At 73.4% G+C, this 18,962-nt stretch carries 14 protein-coding genes; 4 read left to right on the forward strand and 10 right to left on the reverse strand.

Annotated features, from left to right (window positions below):
* The first annotated feature begins 9 nt into the window (after positions 1-9).
* Positions 10-3,054 (forward strand): CHAT domain-containing protein, encoded by a 3,045-nt coding sequence (locus tag CLV68_RS17560; protein ID WP_121391937.1) that lies wholly within the window; start codon positions 10-12, stop codon positions 3,052-3,054.
* On the opposite strand, the gene CLV68_RS17565 is transcribed toward CLV68_RS17560, so the two are convergent.
* The 3 genes from CLV68_RS17565 to CLV68_RS17575 all read right to left on the reverse strand — a co-directional run bounded on the left by CLV68_RS17565 (position 3,051) and on the right by CLV68_RS17575 (position 5,157).
* Positions 3,051-3,269 carry a hypothetical protein gene (locus CLV68_RS17565; protein WP_121391938.1) on the reverse strand — a complete coding sequence of 73 codons (219 nt, stop codon included), beginning with the start codon at positions 3,267-3,269 and terminating at the stop codon, positions 3,051-3,053. The two genes, CLV68_RS17560 and CLV68_RS17565, sit on opposite strands and share 4 nt — an antisense overlap.
* 45 nt (positions 3,270-3,314) lie before the next feature.
* Positions 3,315-3,770: a hypothetical protein gene (locus tag CLV68_RS17570; RefSeq protein WP_211346603.1), complete on the reverse strand. Its 456-nt coding sequence runs from the start codon at positions 3,768-3,770 to the stop codon at positions 3,315-3,317.
* 97 nt (positions 3,771-3,867) lie between these two features.
* Positions 3,868-5,157, reverse strand: a complete 1,290-nt coding sequence (locus CLV68_RS17575) for an amidase family protein (protein WP_246009932.1) — start codon at positions 5,155-5,157, stop codon at positions 3,868-3,870.
* 688 nt (positions 5,158-5,845) lie between these two features.
* Here CLV68_RS17575 and CLV68_RS17580 point away from each other — a divergent pair.
* Complete coding sequence (locus tag CLV68_RS17580; protein WP_121391940.1) at positions 5,846-6,628, forward strand: glucosamine-6-phosphate deaminase; 783 nt, start codon at positions 5,846-5,848, stop codon at positions 6,626-6,628.
* 52 nt (positions 6,629-6,680) lie between these two features.
* Here the strand turns inward: CLV68_RS17580 and CLV68_RS17585 are convergent, their stop codons facing one another.
* From CLV68_RS17585 to CLV68_RS17595, 3 genes are all read right to left on the reverse strand, one after another.
* Entirely contained in the window at positions 6,681-8,399 is a 1,719-nt protein-coding gene (locus tag CLV68_RS17585) for an NlpC/P60 family protein (RefSeq protein WP_121391941.1), read from the reverse strand.
* Positions 8,400-9,031: 632 nt separating this feature from the next.
* Positions 9,032-10,666, reverse strand: coding sequence for an ABC transporter substrate-binding protein (locus CLV68_RS34010; protein WP_170224423.1), 1,635 nt, complete (start codon positions 10,664-10,666; stop codon positions 9,032-9,034).
* Positions 10,663-12,525, reverse strand: a complete 1,863-nt coding sequence (locus CLV68_RS17595) for an ATP-binding protein (protein ID WP_147460049.1) — start codon at positions 12,523-12,525, stop codon at positions 10,663-10,665. Before CLV68_RS17595 ends, CLV68_RS34010 begins: the two co-directional genes overlap by 4 nt.
* 243 nt (positions 12,526-12,768) lie before the next feature.
* Between CLV68_RS17595 and CLV68_RS17600 the strand changes: the two genes are divergently transcribed.
* Together CLV68_RS17600 and CLV68_RS17605 are read left to right on the forward strand one after the other, a co-directional pair.
* Positions 12,769-13,869 carry a DNA glycosylase AlkZ-like family protein gene (locus CLV68_RS17600; RefSeq protein ID WP_121391943.1) on the forward strand — a complete coding sequence of 367 codons (1,101 nt, stop codon included), beginning with the start codon at positions 12,769-12,771 and terminating at the stop codon, positions 13,867-13,869.
* Positions 13,870-13,936: 67 nt separating this feature from the next.
* Positions 13,937-14,710, forward strand: coding sequence for a putative protein N(5)-glutamine methyltransferase (locus tag CLV68_RS17605; RefSeq protein WP_246009933.1), 774 nt, complete (start codon positions 13,937-13,939; stop codon positions 14,708-14,710).
* On the opposite strand, the gene CLV68_RS17610 is transcribed toward CLV68_RS17605, so the two are convergent.
* From CLV68_RS17610 to CLV68_RS17625, 4 genes are all read right to left on the reverse strand, one after another.
* On the reverse strand, positions 14,694-15,896 hold the full coding sequence (locus CLV68_RS17610; protein ID WP_121391944.1) for an RNA polymerase sigma factor: 1,203 nt from the start codon (positions 15,894-15,896) through the stop codon (positions 14,694-14,696). The genes CLV68_RS17605 and CLV68_RS17610 overlap by 17 nt on opposite strands.
* The gene (locus CLV68_RS17615; protein ID WP_121392357.1) at positions 15,893-16,261 is read right to left on the reverse strand and encodes a YciI family protein; all 369 of its coding nucleotides are present in this window, start codon (positions 16,259-16,261) and stop codon (positions 15,893-15,895) included. The genes CLV68_RS17610 and CLV68_RS17615 overlap by 4 nt, the downstream gene beginning before the upstream one ends.
* A gap of 87 nt (positions 16,262-16,348) precedes the next feature.
* Complete coding sequence (locus CLV68_RS17620; protein WP_121391945.1) at positions 16,349-16,948, reverse strand: NIPSNAP family protein; 600 nt, start codon at positions 16,946-16,948, stop codon at positions 16,349-16,351.
* 39 nt (positions 16,949-16,987) lie between these two features.
* On the reverse strand, positions 16,988-18,961 hold the full coding sequence (locus CLV68_RS17625) for a putative bifunctional diguanylate cyclase/phosphodiesterase (protein WP_246009934.1): 1,974 nt from the start codon (positions 18,959-18,961) through the stop codon (positions 16,988-16,990).
* Position 18,962 lies beyond the last annotated feature (1 nt).

The following is an 18,962-nucleotide window of genomic DNA, read 5'->3' on the forward strand; positions in this document are numbered from 1 at the left end:
TGGGCTGGGATGGCCGATCCGGGTGGGTCGCCGCTGGACGACCTGGTCGCGCGGATCGCGCGGTTCGACCGCGACGGTGACCACTCTGCGGTGCTCGACGCCGCGGCGCACCAGGCCGCGCTCGACCTGTACGCGCGGGCGGTCGCCGACCGGACCACCGGTGCCGAGGTCGTGCGGGTGCTGGGCCAGTGGTTCCTCCGCCACCACAACGCGCTGCCGCCGGGCGTGGGCGCGGCGTCGTTGCGGATGGCGCGGCTGTGCGCCGGGCTGGCGCGCGACGCCGATCCCGGGTCCCTCCCGCCCGACCTGGACGCCCTGCTGACCGGCGACACCGATCCGGCGCACGCCGCGCACGCCACCGCGGTCGTCCTGCTCGGCCAGTTCGAGGAGACCGGGGACCCGAGCAGGGTGGCGGCGGCGCGCGAGGTGCTGCGGTCGATGACCGACTCCCTGCCCGCCGACCACCCGCTGCGGACCGGGTTGAGCGAGGCCGCCCTGCAGCTGTCGTCGGCGCTGCTGACCATGAAGGCCGATCCGGCCGACGCCGAGGCGCTGGTGCGGTCGGCGCGGGCCGCGGTGCACGCCGTGCCGGACTCGAACGACATGGTGAACGCGCTGGCCTGGGCGTTGCTCGTGCGCCACCAGCTCACGGGCGGTCAGCAGGACCTGGTGGAGGCGCTGGAGCTCACCGAGCGCTTCCTGCGCGACGGCCAGGGCGCGATCGTCGCGCACATCGCCGCGCAGCGCGCCGAGGCGTTGCGGGTGCGGTTCGAGAACACCCACGACATCGCCGACCTCGACCAGGCGGTCGCGCTGGTCCGGGAGGCGGTCGCCACCACGGCGACCGGGCATCCCGTGGCCGACGCGCTGCGGCAGGTGCTCGCGACGTGCCTGATCCGGCGGGTCGAGCACCTGGACCGGGCCGACGACCTGGCGGAGGCGCTCGCGCTGTGCGCGGTGATCCGGCCGCGCCTGGCGAAGGCCGGGCCGTCGCGCGCGCACTGGCTGGCCACGGAGGCCGCGTTGATCACCCGGCGCGCGCAGCGGACCTCCAATCTGCCCGATGTGGACAACGCGGTGGCGTTGGCCGAGGAGGCACTACGACTGGCGCACGGACTTGACGGCGTGCGGCCGATAGCGCTGACGAACCTCGGTAGCGCGCTGGCGACCCGGTACTTCCTCCGCCGCGACCGAGACGACCTGGCCACGGCCGTCCAACGGATCCGTGACGCCATCGCGGCGACTCGACCGCAGGACACGCGGCTGCCGCTGCTGCACGCGCAGCTCACCACGTTGACCGCGCTGGCCGCCGAGGACGGGGTGCGCGGCGCCGGGGTCGACGACGCCATCCGGCTCGGCGAGCAGGCGGTGGCCAGGCTGGAACCGGGTCGCGCCAAGCGGGTGTCCGCGCTCATCGCGCTCGGCCACGCGCACCGCCAGCGCTACGCCACCGAGGGCGCGGAGGCCGACCTGCTCAAGGCGGTCGCGTTGTGGCGGTCGGCGGCCGAGCAGCCGACCGGGGACGCGGGTGAGCGGATGACCGCGGCCCGGGCCTGGCTCGGGTCCGCGTTGCGGCTGCGGGACCTGCCCGCCGCGGTGGAGGCGGCGACCGCGGCGATCCGGCTGTTGCCGGTGCTGGCCGAGCGCGGGCTCGACCGGGCGGCCCAGGAGCGCAGGTTGGCCGGGGTCGCGGGGCTCGCCGGTGAGGCCGCCGCGTTGGCCGTGCACGTGGGGCGGCCGGAGCACGCGGTGGAGTTGGCCGAGCAGGGCCGGACCGTGTTGTGGCGGCAGGCGGTGCAGACCCGGGGCGACCTGTCCGCGTTGCGCGCGGTCGCCCCGGACCTGGCCGACCGGCTGGAGGGCACCCGGCGCGCCCTGGTCGCCTCGGCCGACATCCCGGCCGAGGCCGAGCGCCACCGCCGACTCGCGCAGCGGTGGGACGTGCTGCTCGCCGAGGTGCGCCGGGTGCCGGGGTTCGGCACGTTCCTCGGCGCGCGGCCGTTCGCGGAACTGCGGCACGCGGCGACCGGCGGGACGGTGGTGCTGGTCAACCTGGGGGTCGGGCGCAGCGACGCGCTGCTGGTGCGCCAAGACGGGGTCACCGTGGTGCCGCTGCCGTGGCTGCGCCCCGCGGACGTCCGGCGGCGGGCCGACGCGCTGTTCGCCGCGACCGGGGAGCCGGTGGACCTGCGGCAGACGCTGGTGTCGATGCTGCGCTGGCTGTGGGACACGGCGGCGGGACCGGTCGTCGCGGCGCTGGACTCGCTCGACGGTCCGGTGCGGCACCGGGTCTGGTGGTGCCCGACGGGCCCGCTGGCGATGCTGCCGTTGCACGCGGCCGGGCGCTACGGCTCGTCGACCCCGGCGGGCAAGCGGCGCCCCACGGTCCCGGACCGGACCCTGTCGTCGTACACCACCGATCTCGGCGCGCTGATCCGGAGCAGGCGCGCGGGCACCGGTGGCGGGTCGCGGTTGTTGGCCGTGGGGGTGCCGGAACGCGCCGGTCGCGCGCCGCTGCCCGCGGTGGTGGACGAGCTGAAGCGGATCGCGGCGACCGTGCCGGGGACGCGGACGCTGCTGGGCGCCGACGCGACACCGGCCGCCGTGCTGTCGGAACTGCCCGCGTACCCGTGGGTCCACTTCGCCTGCCACGCGACGCAGGACCTGGACCACCCCGGCGACAGCGCGCTGCACCTGCACGACGGCGACCTGTCGGTGCTGCGGCTGGCCGCGCACGACCTCACCGGCGCGGAACTGGCCTACCTGTCGGCGTGCCACACCGCGGGCGGGTCGGTGCGGTTGGCCGACGAGACGGTGCACCTCGCCGCGGCGTTGCAGCTGGCGGGGTTCCGGCACGTGATCGCGACCCAGTGGCCGGTGTCCGACCCGGTCGCGGCGGCCGTGGCCGACTCGGTGTACCGGCACCTGGTCGTCGACGGTCGGCCGCGCTCGGCCGAGGCGGCCCGGGCGCTGGCGGCGACCACGGCCGGACTGCGGGCCCGGTACCCGGACCAACCGGACAAGTGGGCGCCGTTCGTCCACATCGGACCCTAGTAGACGGACGTGGTGGCCAACCGCTCGGCGAGCAGGTCCAGGACGTACCGCCGCTCCCTGGACGGCGTCGCGGCGGCCGCGCGATCCAGCAGCTCCCGGTACCGGCGCAGACCCTCCTGCCCGAGGATCTGCCCGTACTCCGGCAACGCGTCGACCCCGTCCTCGTCGATGTGGTCGTCCACCTCGACGACCTCCCGCAGCCGCGCCTGGTCCATGCCGCCCCCTCCCGCCCTGTGACGTGGGCATTCTGCCAGAGGGGGTCATCCAGCGGCGACCACCCGATCCTCCACAGTGGACTTGCGGTCGAGGCCGAGGATGGCGATGGCGGCGCAGACCAGGACCAGGTTCTTGAGCACGAACTCGCCGGTGGCGGTCAGCAGCAGGGGGTTCCCGTCGTGGATGGCCATCGCGGGGGCTTGGAAGAAGACGAGGAAGGTGCCCGCCAGGTGGGCGGCGACCGCGGCGGGGGCGAGCCTGCGAGGGGCGCCGAAGAGCAGGGCGAGACCGAGGGCTATCTCCACCGAGCCCAGCGCGGGTAACAGCCACGGGCCGTGGACCCAGGGCATGGTCGCCCGCACCAGGTCGGCCACCGGGGACTGGCCGATCACCTTCAGCAGGCCGAACCACAGGTACACCAGCGCCAGGGAGATCCGCAGCCCCGGCAGCGCCAGCCTGCGCGCCCAGTCCGCCTCGACACGGTCGAGCACCGTCTTCATCGCGTTCCCCCTGGTCAGCCGGGTCAGGTCGTCCCAGGGTAGACCGGAGTCGTCAATATGGTCTAGACCATTGCAGGAGTGCGGCGTTCCCAGTGGATCACCCCAACTGGTGACCACTGTGGACGGTCAGGGCGGCGGCGAGCAGCCGGGCGTCGGCGAACGGGCGGGCCTCCAGGCAGATGCCCACCGGAAGGCCAGCCGCGGTCGTCCCGGCCGGTACGGAGATCATCGGGAGGCCCGCGACGGTGCCGGGGGTGACGTTGCGGGTGACCGTGGGGAAGGTGGGCAGGAGCCGCCCGTTGAGGCTGATGACGTCATCGGCGCCGAGCAGCGGAGGCGGGACGGGCGATGTCGGGAACAGGAGGACATCCACCTGCGCGAACAGGTCGAGGTAGCGCCTACACAACTGCCGGCGATCTGCCCGCGCGGCCTCGTAGTGCTCGACGGGGACCGGTTCGGCCATTCCCTCGACGAGCGACCGGACATCGGGCGACGCGATGTGGTTCGGCCAGTCCTCGACCGCGTGGTCGGTGCGGGAGGCGAGCAGCCGCGGGGCTTCGCGGAAGACGAGGACGTTGCCGGTGTGCGCCAGGTGGTCCAGTTCCGCGAGGTCCAGGTCGACCAGCGCGGCGCCGCCCTGCTCCACAGTGGACACGAAGGCGGCGATCGCGTCCTCGATGTCCGGGTTGAGATCGCGGAACCGGTTGCCGGGCAAGCCGACGCGCAGCCCCGCAAGCGATTGCGACACCGCGGGTTCCCCGGTGATGATCTCGTCGACGGTCCGCACGTCCCGCACGGTGCGGGCGTGGACGCCGACGGTGTCCCGGGTCGTCGAGAGGGTGACGACGCCATCGCCCGGGTAGCGGCCGGTGGTGGGGCGGAACCCGACCACCCCGCAGTACGCCGCCGGGATCGTGACGGATCCCCCCGTGTCGGTCCCCAACCCGAACGGCACCGCGCCCGACGCCACACTCACCGCGCTGCCGCCACTCGAACCGCCCGCCGATCTGCTGGGGTCGACCGGGTTGCGCACGGGACCGAATGCCTTGTTGTTGCTCGTGATGCCGAACGCGAGCTCGTGCAGGTTCGTCTTCCCGAGCACCACCGCCCCTTCCTGGCGGATAGCGCTCACGACAGACGCGTCGACCTCGGCGGGAGTGGCGCGGAGCAGAGGACTACCCGCCGTGGTGACACACCCCCGGACGTCGATGTTGTCCTTGACCGAGAAGGGAATACCCGCCAGCAGACCACCACCGTGCGTAGTCGCCGCCGGACGTCCTATCCACTCCCCCAGCTCGGAACCTCCGGCCCGCCCGACCGCGTCAGCGAGACATCGAGCACGGCCGGGCTGGTCGAGGGCAAGCCAGTCGGACAGGGTGGTCGGCACCACGGTCAACCTCCTGCGAACACGAGTCGAGCACGCACCGTAAGTTCACCCACCCCAGCGGTCAATGACCAGGCGCGTACACCTGTAGACGACCCGCGCACTCCCCCTCTGTCCACAACCCCGCGAACTGTCCACAGCCCCTTCCGCGCCCCTATTGACAAACCGCCCACTTCGATAGGTTCAGAGATGGGCCCCCGGCCCCCGGGAGGGTGGGCCCCGGCCGCGGAGTTGATCTTGGCTGGGTGGGCGATGCGGGCGGGTCCTGGGCGGCCGTGCGGGCTGGGTTCGCGATGGGCGAACAGCGGCCGGGCGTCGGGTTGACGGCCGCCGGAACACATTGGGACACGGCGCTCGCGGGCACCGAACTCGCCATGAGCGAGCAGCGGACGGGTGCTCCGCGAACCGCTGGGAATGCGCTGGGACAGGTCGCGAAGTCACTCGCGGGGAATCTGGATCGCGGCAAGAGGGTGTTGTGGTGGAGTGGCAACGGGCGCTGGGGTGGTCGACGCAGGGGCGTGGCGGGGTGAGCGGTGGCCTGGCCGGGGGAAGGGGGCTCGCCTACCCTCGGTAGCAGGCCCCTTACCCGTGTCAAGAGCACGGCGGTGTGGTGTGGTCCGCCGGACACGGGGGGTGTTCGCTTGCTATTATTGGTCTATACCAAACGGGTGGTTTGAGGACAGGGACGGACATGGAGATCGTGATCGTTGCCGACCGTGCGGCGGTGGGTGAGGTTGCCGCCGGGGCGATCGCCGACCTGGTCGCGGTGAAGCCGGACGCGTTGGTGGGGGTGGCGACCGGGTCCAGTCCGCTGCCGGTCTACACCGCGCTCGCCGCGCGGGTGGCCGCCGGGACGCTCGACGTGGGCGGGGTGCGGATCTGCCAGCTCGACGAGTACGTCGGCCTGCCGCCGGGGCACCCGGAGAGCTACCGGGCGGTCATCGAGCGCGAGGTGCTGACCCCGCTCGGCCTGACCCCGGCGTCCTTCCTCGGCCCGGACGGCGCCGCCGACGACCTGCCCGCCGCGTGCGCCGCCTACGAGCGCGAGCTCCAGGAGGCCGGTGGCGTCGACCTGCAGCTGCTCGGGGTCGGCTCCGACGGGCACATCGGGTTCAACGAGCCGTGCTCGTCGTTCAGCTCGCGGACCAGGGTCAAGACCCTCACCCACCGCACCCGGCTGGACAACGCCCGGTTCTTCGGCAGCCTCGACGAGGTCCCCCTGCACGTGCTGACCCAGGGCATCGCCACCATCAGCGACGCCCGCCACCTGGTGCTCGTGGCCGCGGGCGAGGCCAAGGCCGAGGCGATCGCGCTGACCGTGGAGGGTCCGCTGGCCGCCGTCACGCCCGCCTCCGCGCTGCAGCTGCACCCGCACGCGACGGTGATCGTCGACGAGGCCGCCGCCAGCAGGCTCAAGCACGCCGACTACTTCCGGGCCACCTACGCGGCGAAGCCGACCTGGCAGAAGCTCTGAGGCGCCCTGGGGCGCCGCCCTCCCCCGAGGGCGGCGCCCCACCCTCGCGCGGTCAGAATCGGCGCACGATGCGCAGCGACGTCGCGTAGGTACCGGTGCCGTCGAGGGTGGACGCACCGCCGAGGTCGGAGATGGTCGGCCCGTTGACGGTCTTGCGGCTGGAGACGAACCGGTACCGGCCGGTGCTGTCCTGCCCGACGTAGAAGCCCACGTGGTCCAGCTCGCCGACGGCGTCCGGGTCGGCGTCGAAGCAGACGACGTCGCCGATCTGGATGTTCGGGTACGCGGGCGGCGCCAGGTCGTCGCGGTGGATCACCACGCCGGGACCCTGCGGGCCGATGTCGCGGGAGCGCCGCGGCAGGTTGACCCCGTTGAAGCCCGTCGGGTTGTCGTAGACCATCGGGATGCCCAGGTGGTAGCCGAACACCATCCGCACCATGCCGGAGCAGTCCAGGGTGCGCAGCCACTGCGGCCCGGGCACCGGCTTGGTCTCCCCGCTGGGGAACGTCCACGCGATGCCCATGTACTCGTGGAAGTCCGCGCCCTCGATCCGGGTGCCGTCCGGGTTCAGCGGCCCGTAGCCGGACTCGCCGAGCACCTGGGCGCCGCCCTGCGCGGGCGAGTTGTACGGCGCGGCACCGGTCTGCAGCATCGCGGCCAGGGCGATGGCGTCCGGGGAGATGTCGTTCGGCCAGGCCCGCACGCGCGCCTCGATGTCCGCGGTCCAGGTGCCGTTGAACGCCGTGGGCAGCAACCGCACCCAGGTGTCGTGGGTGACCACCGGCGGCGCGGCCCACACACCGGTCGCCGCGAACTCGTGCACGCCCGCCTTGGTCGGCAGCGCGGTGCTGAACTTCGACGCGAGCGCCCGGATGCCGAGCTTGCCCGCGCCGAAGGTGGCGTCGTCGAGCACGTGCGTCCAGGTGCCCGGCTCGGCGAGGTCGGAGCGCCACGCGCGGGCCCGCAGGGTGATGCCGGTGCGCTCGACGCGGATCCGCCACTTCTGGTTGGCGACGTACCCCGTGCCCAGCTGCACGCCCGCGGCCAGGGTGGTGACGACGTCGGCCTGTTCCTTCTCGACGCTGAGCTTCACGGTGCCGGTGGTGCTGAACGCGAGGCGGGCGCGGTAGTGGTTGTCGTAGCCCTGGTAGCCGAAGGTCAGCGCGATGGAGCTGTCGGCGCCCGCGGGCGCGGTGTCGAGGCTGACCAGCGCGGTCGCGGAGAAGTCGGCGATGTTGGGGTCGTTGAGGGTGGCGAAGTAGCTGGAGTTGTTCTGCGAGATGTGGATGACGCCGCGGCCGGGCTCGACGTAGTAGTTGGCGGGCGCGCCGTTGGAGGTGGTCCAGTTGCCGCCGCCGGGGGACATCCCCCAGTCGCCGGTGAAGGTGCGGGCGAAGGTGTCGGTGAAGGGGCGCTTCTGCTCGGTGAAGGTGCGCTGCGGGCCGCGCACGGCGACGGTGCGGGCGCCGGTGGTGAGCACGGCGAGGGTGCCGCGCGAGTCGGACACCTTGGTGCGGGCGGGCGTCCCGGCCAGCACCTGGACGGTGAGCGATTCCCGGACGGCGTCGGGGAACCAGGTCGGGTCACCCAGCGACACCATGCCGGGGATGCGGCCCTGCGCGAAGCTGATCCCCGGCGGGGCGGTCAGCGCGGCCTGGGCGGCCGGTGTCGCTTTCGCGGGTGCCGCCTTGGCGGTGGTGCTCCCGACCAGCGGGATGGCAGCGGTCGAGGCGATGGCGGCCAGCACTGATCTGCGGCGCAACGAAGACATGACGAACTCCCCCAGAGAGTCACGGCGTTTCCGGCCAGAACACTAGGCGACTGGCGATCTTCGGACAATGGGCCAACCAGGGGTCCCACCGGAGGTGTCGCGGATCACCGACCGCGGGCGGAGCGAGCAGGCCGGGGCCCGGGTTCAAGATCGAACCGGGCTGAGCAGCCCCCGATGTACAGCCTATCGGGGAGGGCTGACGCCACGGGCCGCGTGAGCGGTGGGGGTGTGGACAACTGCTCGGATGGGGATGGCGACCGGCAGGCAGTCGGGACAAGTTTGAGGTGGGGCACCAAGTCGAGGGTGGAGATGGCAGCCGGTCGGCAGACGGGGTGGGTCTCGGCGGTCGGCCGCCGAGACCGGGGCGGGCAGGCAATCAGCAGACGGAGGGCAGAGGGGGAGCCGGTCGGCAGACGACGGTGAGGGCTCGGCGGTCGGCAGCCGAGAGGGTAGAGGGCGGCTCGTCGGCAGGCGGGGGTGAGCGTCTCGGCGCTCGCCAGGCGAGCGTGGGGAGGGCAGTCAGCAGACGAGACGGCAGCGGGCAGTCAGTCGGCAGTCGGGGGTGAGGGGTCGGCGGTCGAGAGGGGCGGAGAGGCACTCCGTCGGCGGTCGAGGGGGTTGGTGGTGGGCGGTCAGCAGTCGAGGGTGGGGGTCTTGGGGTCGGGGCGGCAGAGGGTGCCGTCTCCGTGGAGGGCCAGGAGGGTGGGGGTGCGGTTGTCGGTGTCGACGCGGTCGCCGGTGGTGGGGTTGAAGTAGAAGTCGCCGCTCGCGCCCTGGTACGGGGTGGCGCGGGTGAAGCGCTTCTCGGCGGAGACGCGCATCTGGCGCAGGTAGACACCGGGGTCGTCGCTGGTCTCGTCGCGGGCGTCCCTGGCCCAGGCGGTGGCCACGTGCAGCGCGTCCCAGGACATCACCGCCCACCCGGTGTCCAGTTCGGACTCCCGGCCCGCGAACCCGGCCCGCAGCTCGGCGAACTGCTCGCGGCCCGCGAGCGAGTCCGGCTCGGCCAGCGAGGTGAAGTACAGCGACACCTTGCCCCCGGCGACGGACGCGAGCACCTTGTCGTACCCCCAGGCCGTCGCGGCGACCGGATCTGTGCGGCCCATGCGGAAGATGGCCGCGTCCGAGGCGCTGACCACGATCACCCGGCCCTGACCGCACTCGCGGCCGGCCAGTTTCTCCATCAGGCTCGACAAGTGCCGGGCCCGCCCCGCGTAGAACACCAGCGCGGGCTTGGCCGGGTTGGTGCGCAGCACGGGGCACAGCGCGTCGGTGATGCGGCGGAACTGGCTGCCCAGCACCCTGTTCAGCTGATCCGCGTCGGTCTCGGCGGCGCCGAACGTCCAGTCCTCCCCCGAGCCGAGCAGGTCCCGCACCGACTCGGCGGAGGTGCGCGAGTAGGTGTCGCCCGGGTCGTCGTTGCGCACCACGAAGGCGCCCGAGGTGTCGATCCCCTTGGCGCGCAACACACCGGTGGACGCCTCGAACTGGACCCGGTTCGCCCAGGGGACCCGGTGGAAGTTCGGGATCTCGCCCGCCGGGTCGAGCTTGGCCGCGGTGACCACATCGGACACCATCGGGATGCCCGCCTCGCCGAGCCGCCTGGCCGCGAGCCTGGTCTCCTCCTGGCTCAGGCCCAACCCGACGACCGCGACCAGCGGCGGGTCGTCCTGGGCGAGCGCGATGAGGTCCTCGACCACCGGCTCCCAGTGCGCCGCCCCGGCTCCGGTGTTGGCGAGCACCAACTCGACCTGCGGGTTGTCGTCCTGGGCGTTGAGGGCGCGCTGCGCCTGGGCGAGCCCGGCGAGCTCGTGCACGATCCGGGGACCGGCCAGCGGCGAGGTCAGCGACGCCATGAACCCGATGCGCACGCGCGGGCCGGTGACGTTGTCGTTCTGGTCGCCGATCTGGGTCATGACCTCGTCGTAGCGCTGGCGCGTCTGGTCCGAGACGTCGGTCAGGGCGCCGGAGAAGCTGTGGTCGCCGTCGGTGAGCCCGACGCACTCCGGCTTGGCGAACCACCCGCGGACGGTGACCCCGAGGTCGATGCCGCCGCCGAAGCACAGCACGACGGGCGCGGCGGTGGTGACGGCGACCAGCGGCAGCGCCACCACGCCGACCGCCAGCAGCACCCGGCCGCGCCGCGACAGTGTCGAGTCGGGGCGGATCTCGGCGGCGGAGCGCTGGACCCGGCGCTGGGCGAGGGCCAGGCGCAGCACCCACGCCCACCCCAGCAGTACCGCCAGGGCGACGAGCAGGTAGGTCATGAGTTCTCCTCGACCGGGTCGGCGCACGTGACGTCGCGCCAGAGCTCGGCCTGGTCGCGGTGGTGGGCGGCGACGGAGACGAACTCGCCGTGGTCGGTGCCCGCGGCGACGGCGAGGGCGGGGATGCCGGTCGCGACCTCGCCGTGGGCGTCCGCCCTGCGCTCGACCAGGCACGGGTCCACGCTGGCCCGCCACGCGGTCAGCACGGCGGCGACGGCCGCGGTCGTGGCGTCCGGGTAGGCGTCGACCGCGCGGACCGCGGGCGGCGGCGGGCACTCGGCCAGCGCGCGGACCAGCGCGAGCCACTCCCGGCCGCGCAGCGTGGTCAGCAGCTCCTTGAGCTGGGCCGCGACGACGCCGATGTCGCCCTGCGCGAACAGCGGGTACAGGTCGTCGTCGCCGGTCGCGTCCTGCGCGAGCAGTTGGAAGACCGTGTCCCAGGTCGTCTCCCCGGTGCGCGCGGCCAGCCTGCGCAGCAACAGCAATCGGAGCAGCGGGTGCATGGCCCGGAGGGTGTCCGGGTCCGGCGGATCGCCGTCGACCGGTTCGGGTGCGTCGCGTGGCGCCCAGAACGCGTTCGACACCAACGGTTCCCGGTCCTCGAACCGGGTCTTCACGTGGTCGGTCCCGAGGATCTTGTTGGCCTCGGCGAAGTTCCTGGCGGGCGCGCAGGTGACCAGGTCCTCGCGCAGCGGGCCGGGGACGCCGTCGAGGAACTGGTCGAGCACCTGGTCGGCGACCGACCTGGGGTCGCTCGTGGACAGCCGGGCGGTGAGCATGGCCTCGGGGCACGCGGTGGCCGGGTCGATGTGGTTGGCCGCCAGGATCAGCTGCCGCGTGCCGCCGGGGTGGCCGCGGGTGACGTCGTGGACCAGCCGCACGACGCGGTGCCGTTGCAGGACCGGGACGTTCAGGTCGCCCGCGAGCGCGTGGGCCTCCAGCTCGGTGAGATCTCGCAACGCCACCGGCAACCACGGTCCCACGCCGGGGTATGTGCCGCCGCGCACCAGGTCCACGGCGTCCTGTTCGGACAGTTCGGCGGTGGCGGACAGCTTGTCCGGCAGGGTAGGCGCGCCCGCGGCGATCACCACGCACCGGTCCGGTTCCCGGCGGCCGCCCGGGGTGAACCGCGCGTCGCGCACCGCCTTGAGGAACTCGACGGCCACCTCGCGTTCGGCGTTGTCCAGCAGGATCACCGGGTCGACGGTCTTGGCGGAGGCGGCGTCGCGGGTGTCGGCGAGGAACGCGGCGACGAGGACCCGGTGGTAGGCGGCCCGACCCGCGCGGCCGCCGAACTTGCTGGTCTGGTTGAGCACCACGAGCTCACCGGCCCAGTCGCCGGGGTGGCCGCTGTCGCGGTGGCCGTACCACTCGCGCGCGGCCTTGCGGGTTCCGCGCCCGCCGAGGCCGCGGACCAGCGCGTCGACCGCGGCGCCGACGTCGGGCAGGGTGCCCATGGAGGCGCGGACCTGCCTGGCCAGGACGTCGGCGTCCCCCTCGAGGCCGCGCCTGACCTGGTCCTCCGGCCGCTCGCTCGGCAGGGTCATCTCGGCGACGACCTTGCCGACGGTGAACCGGGGGAACTGCCAGCGCCGCGAGTCCTGGCCGACCAGCCGCAGGACCACCGAGGTGAGCAGGTCGACCACGGTCGGCCGCTGCCCGACCCGGACCACGTCGGCCCGGTCCACCAGCACGTGCGGCTGGTCGCCGAGCCTGCGGGCGATCTCGGCGAGCAGCGCCGAGCGCCCGGAACCCCCCACACCGGTGACCAGGAGCGTGGGCGGTGCCCCGGCAGCCGCCCGACCACCTCGCACGATCAGCGTGCTCGCGATCTCCAGCAGCACATCTCGCCCGCGCACCGCACCCCTTCCGAAGCGACCGTTCAGCCGAATATCGACTCGGGTCGACCCGCGCAGGACGAGCGTGACGCGACCGTGACCGCCCGGGCGCGTGATCCACTCGTTCGGCCCAGCGACCCGGCCGATGACGGGATGACCGCGATTCGGGTGCGGGCACGACACGAATCCGGATCGGCGGGGGTCTCGCGTCCCTTGTGGATGACGCCCGGGCCACCAGGCCGAACTGGAACTACCCTGCCGGGCATGGTTCACCGACTCTCCCAGCGCGACGCCCGTCGGGTCGCGGTGTCGGCGCAGCTGTTGACCCGGGACCGGCCGACCGACCTGCTCGAGGTGGTGCGCGGGCTGACCCTGCTGCAGCTGGACCCGACGAACGCGGTCGCGCCCAGCGCCGACCTGGTGGCGTGGAGCAGGCTCGGGTCGGCCCACTCCCCCGCCGACCTGCGCGCGGCGTTGGACGTGGGCGAGCTGGTCGAGCTGCGGGCGTTCGTGCGCCCGGCGGCGGACATGGCCCTGTACCGGGCGGACATGGATCGGCGGGTGCGGGGTGAGGGCCTGAGCGAGTGGCAGGAGTTCCGCAGGCGCTGGGTGGAGACCAACGACCGCTGCCGCCGGGAGATCCTGGACAGGCTGCGCGCGGAGGGCCCGCTGCCGTCGCGGGAGTTCCCGGACACGTGCGTGCGGTCGTGGGGGTCGACGGGGTGGACGAACAACAAGAACGTCACCCAGATGCTGGAGTTCCTGGTGCAGCGCGGTGAGGTCGCCGTCGCGGGGCGCAAGGGCCGGGACCGGTTGTGGGACCTGGCTTCCCGCGTCTACCGCGACGACCCCGTCGTCCCGTCGCCGGAGGCCGAGCTCGAACGCGACCGCCGCCGCCTGCGCGCGCTGGGGGTGGCCCGGTCCAAGGGTCCGGAGTGCCCGGTGGAGCCCGCGGTGGTCGGCCAGGCCGGTGAACCCGCGGTGATCGACGGCGTCCGCGGCGAGTGGCGGGTCGACCCCGAGCTGCTCGACCGGCCGTTCACCGGTCGCACCGCCCTGCTGTCCCCGTTCGACCGGCTGGTGCACGACCGGGCCCGCGCCCTGGAGATCTTCGGCTTCGACTACCAACTGGAGATCTACAAGCCCGCCGCCAAGCGCCGCTGGGGCTACTACGCCCTCCCGATCCTGCACGGCGACCGCCTGGTCGGGAAGCTCGACGCCACCGCCGACCGCGAGGCGGGCTTGCTGGTGGTCGACGCCATCCACCAGGACAGCCCGTTCACCAAGACCGTGACGGCGGCGGTCACCCGCGAGATCACCGCCCTCGCCCACTGGCAGGGCCTGGAGCCGCACTACCCCGCATGACCACCGGGCCGTGTTCCGGGGAGCGGTAGGGTCCTGGGCCGGTTGTGGGTGGGTGGAAGGTCTTGCCGTGGTGGTTGATGACGTGGTGATCGACGACGTGGTGGCCAGGTTGCGGGCCGCCGGGTGTGTGTTCGCGGAGGACGAGGCCCGGTTGTTGACCGAGGCCGCGGGGTCCGCCGGGGAGCTGGCGGACCTGGTGGCGGCCAGGGTCGACGGGCGGCCGTTGGAGCACCTGCTCGGGTGGGCGGAGTTCGCGGGCGCGCGGGTCGTGGTCGCGCCCGGGGTGTTCGTGCCGCGGCGGCGGACCGAGTTCCTGGCCGAGCAGGCTGCGGGGTTGGCTCGGGCCGGGTCGGTCGTGGTGGACCTGTGCTGCGGCTGCGGTGCGATCGGGGCCGCGGTGTCGGCGGCGGTCCCCGGGGTCGAGCTGCACGCCGCGGACATCGACCCGGTCGCCCTCGCCTGCGCTCGTCAGAACCTGCCGCGAGCGCAGGTGCACGAGGGCAGCATGTACGACGCCCTGCCTGCCCACCTGCGCGGCGGGATCGACGTCGTCGTCGCCAACGTGCCCTACGTGCCGACCGCCGAGATCGCCCACATGCCACCCGAGGCCCGCCTGCACGAACCCCACACCGCCCTCAACGGCGGCTCGGACGGCCTCGACGTCCAGCGGGCCCTCGCCGAGGGTGCCGCCGACTGGCTCCGCCCGACCGGCCACCTGCTGGTCGAGACCAGCGACGAGCAGTCAGCCACCTCGGTGGCCCTCTTCGCCGCCGCAGGCTTCACCGCCACTGTCCTGACCTGCCCCGACCGCTACGCCACCATCGTCATCGGCTCCCGCTGAGCTGGTCGGCACGGCTCTCCAGGTAGCGGCGTTCCGGCAGGCTCAGGGTGCCCCGGGCGGCGGTCCGGAAGGCGTCCCGGGCTCCGTCGAGATCGCCCAGCAGCTCCAGCAGGTGCGCCCGCACGGCCGCCACCCGGTGGTGCCCGCCGATCCGCTTGTCCCCCACCAGCGAGTCCACCAACGCCAACCCCGCGGCGGGCCCCGACACCTCCGACACGGCCACCGCGCGGTTGAGCGTCACCACCGGGTTCGGCGCGATGCGCTCGAGGATGTCGTAGAGCACCAGGATCTGCGCCCAGTCCGTGTCCCCGGCGACCGAGTCGGCGTGGACGGCGGCGATGGCCGACTGGAGCTGGTACGGGCCGAGCGGTGCCCGGGACAGGGTGTCGGTCACCAGGGCGAGGCCCTCGCCGATGAGGGCGCGGTCCCACAGCGAGCGGTCCTGGGCGGCCAGCGGGATCATCGCGCCGTCCGCGGCGGTCCTGGCGGCGCGGCGGGACTCCGTGAGCAGCATGAGCGCCAGCAGCCCGGTGACCTCGCCGTCGTCGGGCAGCAGGCGGTGGGCCATGCGGGTGAGGCGGATGGCCTCGGTGGTCAGGTCGGCGCGGTTGAGGTCGGGGCCGGAGGTGGCGGTGTGGCCCTCGGTGAAGATCAGGTACAGCACGTGCAGGACGGCGGCGACGCGGGAGCGGTCGGCACCGCGGGGGAAGCCCGCGCCGCGCAGGCGGGACTTGGCCCGGCTGATGCGCTGGGCCATGGTCGCCTCGGGGACCAGGAACGCGGCGGCGATCTGGGCCGTGGTGAGGCCACCGACCGCGCGCAGCGTCAGCGCGACCTGGGACGGCGCGCTGAGGTCCGGGTGGCAGCAGAGGAAGAACAGCTCCAGCGTGTCGTCGACCGCCACGGCCTCGGGCGCCACCAGCCCGGCCTGCGCGGCGACGACGTCCTCGCGGCGGCGGCGGGCGTTCTCGGCCCGCCAGTGGTCGGTGAGCTTGCGGCCCGCGGTGGTGACCAGCCAGCCCGTCGGGTTGTCCGGCACGCCCTCGCGCGGCCAGGTCGTCGCCGCGGCGAGCATGGCCTCCTGCACGGCGTCCTCGCAGGCGTCGAAGCGGCCGTGGTGGCGCACGAGTACCCCGAGGACCCGCGGCGCGCACTCGCGCAGCAGGTCCTCGACGGCCCCGCTCACATGTCCGACCCGGCGGAGAACATCACCGGCCGCACCTCGACCGCGAGGCCATCGATGCGGCTGTCCGGGATCATCCGCGCCAGCTCGACCGCGCGCTCCTTGCTCTCGCAGTCGACCAGGTAGTAGCCGCCCATGTACTCCTTGGCCTCGACGAACGGCCCGTCGGTCACCACCGTCTCACCGCCGCGGGAGGTCACCGTGACGCTGGTGCCCGGGTCGCCGAGCGCGTGGGTGCTGATCATCTCCCCCGACTCCTGGATGGTCTTGATGAACGCCTGGTGCCCGGTCATCACGACCTCGCGCTCCTGCTCGGTCAGCGCGTCCAGGACGGCGTTGTTGATCTGCATCAGCAGCAGGTACTTCACAGTGGACTCCGGTGGGTTCCGCGCGGCGCCGTCGGCCGCTGTCGACCCCATGACGAAGCCGCCGCCGAGTTCTCTACATCCCCATTCTCACCGAAGCCGGGAAGTCGCGGTCGGTTCAAGGAACAGGTGCTCGGGCTCGCGGACCGCGCGCCGCGCCCATGCCTCGGGGGTCGGCGGGATGGCGGTGTCCAGGGAGACGGTGACGAGCACCTGCTCACCCTCGCGGACCGGCAACGCCGGGAACTCGTTCGGCCCGGGGTGGGTGGCCAGCACCAGCGGGTCGACGCCCGCACCAGCCAGGTCGTCCGCCGGACCGTCGAAGTGGTGGACGCTGATCCGCACCGGACCCGCCTGGTCGCGGGGCTCCGGGAAGGACCCGCGCACCGGCCGCAGCAGCAGCACGTCCCGGAAGTCCACCATGGTCGCGTTGGCCGCGGCGCTGTGCTCGGCCCACACCGGTCCCGAGTAGAACGCGGTCAGCGACGGCCCGCGCCCGGCCAGGTCCGGGAAGGCGCGCAGCCAGACGAACTCCTCCGGCGCGGACGGCCTGCGGAAGGTGCCCAGGATCGGCATCCCGACCGCGGCCTGCGAGTCGACGAACTCGCGCTCGAACAGCTCGACCAACTCGTCGCGCCGCCCCGGGTGCAGCGTGTACCGGCGCAGCTCGACGATCCCCAGCGCTGACATGTGCCGTCCTCCCCCTCGACCAGGTTGCCGGGGGCAAGGCTACGGGCGGTCCCTGGTCTGGGCGGCGACGGTCGAGTCGGTCATCAGCGTCGGCCTGCGCATCCACGCCCCGTGCGGGCGGGCCAGCAGCGCGTCGAGCGGCTCCGGCTCACCGAGGTGGAAGCCCTGGGCGACCCGGACCCCCAGCCGCGACAGCGCCTCGACCTGGGTGGCGCGCTCGACCCACTCGGCGACCACGGACAGCCCGAGGCCGCGGGCGATGTCGACGATGCCCTGCACCAGGACGGTGTCGCGGCTGCCGTAGTCGATGCCGTGGATGAACTCGCCGTCGATCTTCAGTCCGGTGATGGGCAACTGCTTGAGGTGCACGAACGAGCCGAAGCCGGAACCGAAGTCGTCCAGGGTGATCCGGCAGCCGCTGGCGCGCAGCTGCTGGGCCAGGCTGCGCGCGGCGTCGAGGTTGGTCACCGCGGCGGTCTCGGTGATCTCGAAGCCGAGCCTGCCCGGGGCCACGCCAGCCGCGGTCAGCCGGTCGAGCACGAACCCGCCGAAGCCCTCGTCCTCCAGCGTCCGACCGGAGACGTTGACGTTGAACCGCAGCCCCGGGTACGGGTGCTCGACCAGCGCCTCGATGGCCTTGTCGGCCACCCACCGGTCGATCTCGAAGACCAGGTCGCTGCGCTCGGCGGCGAGCAGGAACTCCCCCGGGCCCAGCCGGGGCTCGCGGCCGTCCTCCAGCCGCAGCAGCAGCTCGTGGCCGATCACCCGGCCGCTGCCCAGCTTCACCATCGGCATCGCGTTGAGCACGAACCCGCCGTGCTTGAGCGCCGCGCGGACCCGCTCGATGACGGTGACCCGCAGCGCGGTGTCCTTGTAGTGGCCCTGCTCGTACACGGTGACCCGGTTGCGGCCTGCCGCCTTCGACGCGTAGAGCGCCATGTCGGCGTTGGCCAGCACCTCCTGCCAGCCCACGCCGGAGTCGAACGTCGCGATGCCGACGCTGACGGTGATCCGGCTGGCCCCGGCGACCCCGCTCATCGGGATCGCGGCGATGGCGTTGCGCAGCCGGTCGGCGACCGCCACGGCCTCGCGCTCGTCGGTGTCGGCAAGCACGGCGGCGAACTCGTCGCCGGAGAGCCTGCCCAGCACCTGACCCCGCACTCCGCCGAGGCGGTCGCGTAAGAGCGAGGCGAGGGTGCACATGACCCGGTCGCCGGTGGGGTGGCCGTGCAGGTCGTTGATGTCCTTGAAGTGGTCGAGGTCGAGCAAGAGGAACGCCCCGCGCGCGCCCAGCGCCAGTTGCCGCTCCAGCTCCCTGGTCAGCGCGCGCCGGTTGGGCAGCCCGGTGAGCGGGTCCTCGTCGACCATGCGCAGCAGCTCGTCCTGGTGCCCGGCCAGGCCAGCGGCGTCGAGCTCGCGGGCGCGCCAGCGGGACACGTCGGACACCCGGTAGAGCAGCCTGCCCTGGCGGGCCTGGGTGCAGCGGATCTCCAGCCAGCGGTGCCCGGCGCCCTCGGGCAGCGGGATGGACACCACCACGTCGGTGCCGCGCGGGCCGTCCGGGGCGCCCGCGAGCAACGCGGTCAGCGCCCGGCCGATGCTCTGCTCGGCGGTCAGGCCGAGCAGGGCGGACATCGCGGGGTTGAGCCAGCTGATGTGGCCGCGGTGGTCGGTGAGCGCGAAGGCGGTGTCGGTGGTCGCCAGCACCGCGGCGATGTCGGCGCCGACCAGGTCGTCGGGGGCCTCGTCCGCTGCCTCGCCCTGGGTCTGGTCCGGGGTCTCGGCCACGGTGTTGTCCTGGGCGGCGTGGTCCTGGGCCGTGCCGTTGAGCGCGGTGCCGTTCGGGGGGCCGGGCTCGGTGTCCGAGTTGTCCGGGACGCGGTCGGCACTGTCGGCGACGCTGCCGGTACTCTCGGCGATGGCCGACCCCGGGTCCGCGCCCCCGGCGTGGGGAGCCGCGACCGCGACCTCGGTCACTGACTGGTGAACGCTGTCACACTCGGTGTCACTCATC

It is taken from the genome of Actinokineospora cianjurensis, assembly GCF_003663795.1.
Classification (GTDB): domain Bacteria; phylum Actinomycetota; class Actinomycetes; order Mycobacteriales; family Pseudonocardiaceae; genus Actinokineospora; species Actinokineospora terrae.

What these genes read in the sequence shown, in the direction of transcription:
- CLV68_RS17625 (WP_246009934.1), bottom strand. Translation starts at nt 18,961, where the DNA reads ATGAGTGACACCGAGTGTGACAGCGTTCACCAGTCAGTGACCGAGGTC.
- CLV68_RS34010 (WP_170224423.1), bottom strand. Translation starts at nt 10,666, where the DNA reads ATGACCTACCTGCTCGTCGCCCTGGCGGTACTGCTGGGGTGGGCGTGG.
- CLV68_RS17570 (WP_211346603.1), bottom strand. Translation starts at nt 3,770, where the DNA reads ATGAAGACGGTGCTCGACCGTGTCGAGGCGGACTGGGCGCGCAGGCTG.
- CLV68_RS17565 (WP_121391938.1), bottom strand. Translation starts at nt 3,269, where the DNA reads ATGGACCAGGCGCGGCTGCGGGAGGTCGTCGAGGTGGACGACCACATC.
- CLV68_RS17580 (WP_121391940.1), top strand. Translation starts at nt 5,846, where the DNA reads ATGGAGATCGTGATCGTTGCCGACCGTGCGGCGGTGGGTGAGGTTGCC.
- CLV68_RS17560 (WP_121391937.1), top strand. Translation starts at nt 10, where the DNA reads ATGGCCGATCCGGGTGGGTCGCCGCTGGACGACCTGGTCGCGCGGATC.
- CLV68_RS17600 (WP_121391943.1), top strand. Translation starts at nt 12,769, where the DNA reads ATGGTTCACCGACTCTCCCAGCGCGACGCCCGTCGGGTCGCGGTGTCG.
- CLV68_RS17585 (WP_121391941.1), bottom strand. Translation starts at nt 8,399, where the DNA reads ATGTCTTCGTTGCGCCGCAGATCAGTGCTGGCCGCCATCGCCTCGACC.
- CLV68_RS17620 (WP_121391945.1), bottom strand. Translation starts at nt 16,948, where the DNA reads ATGTCAGCGCTGGGGATCGTCGAGCTGCGCCGGTACACGCTGCACCCG.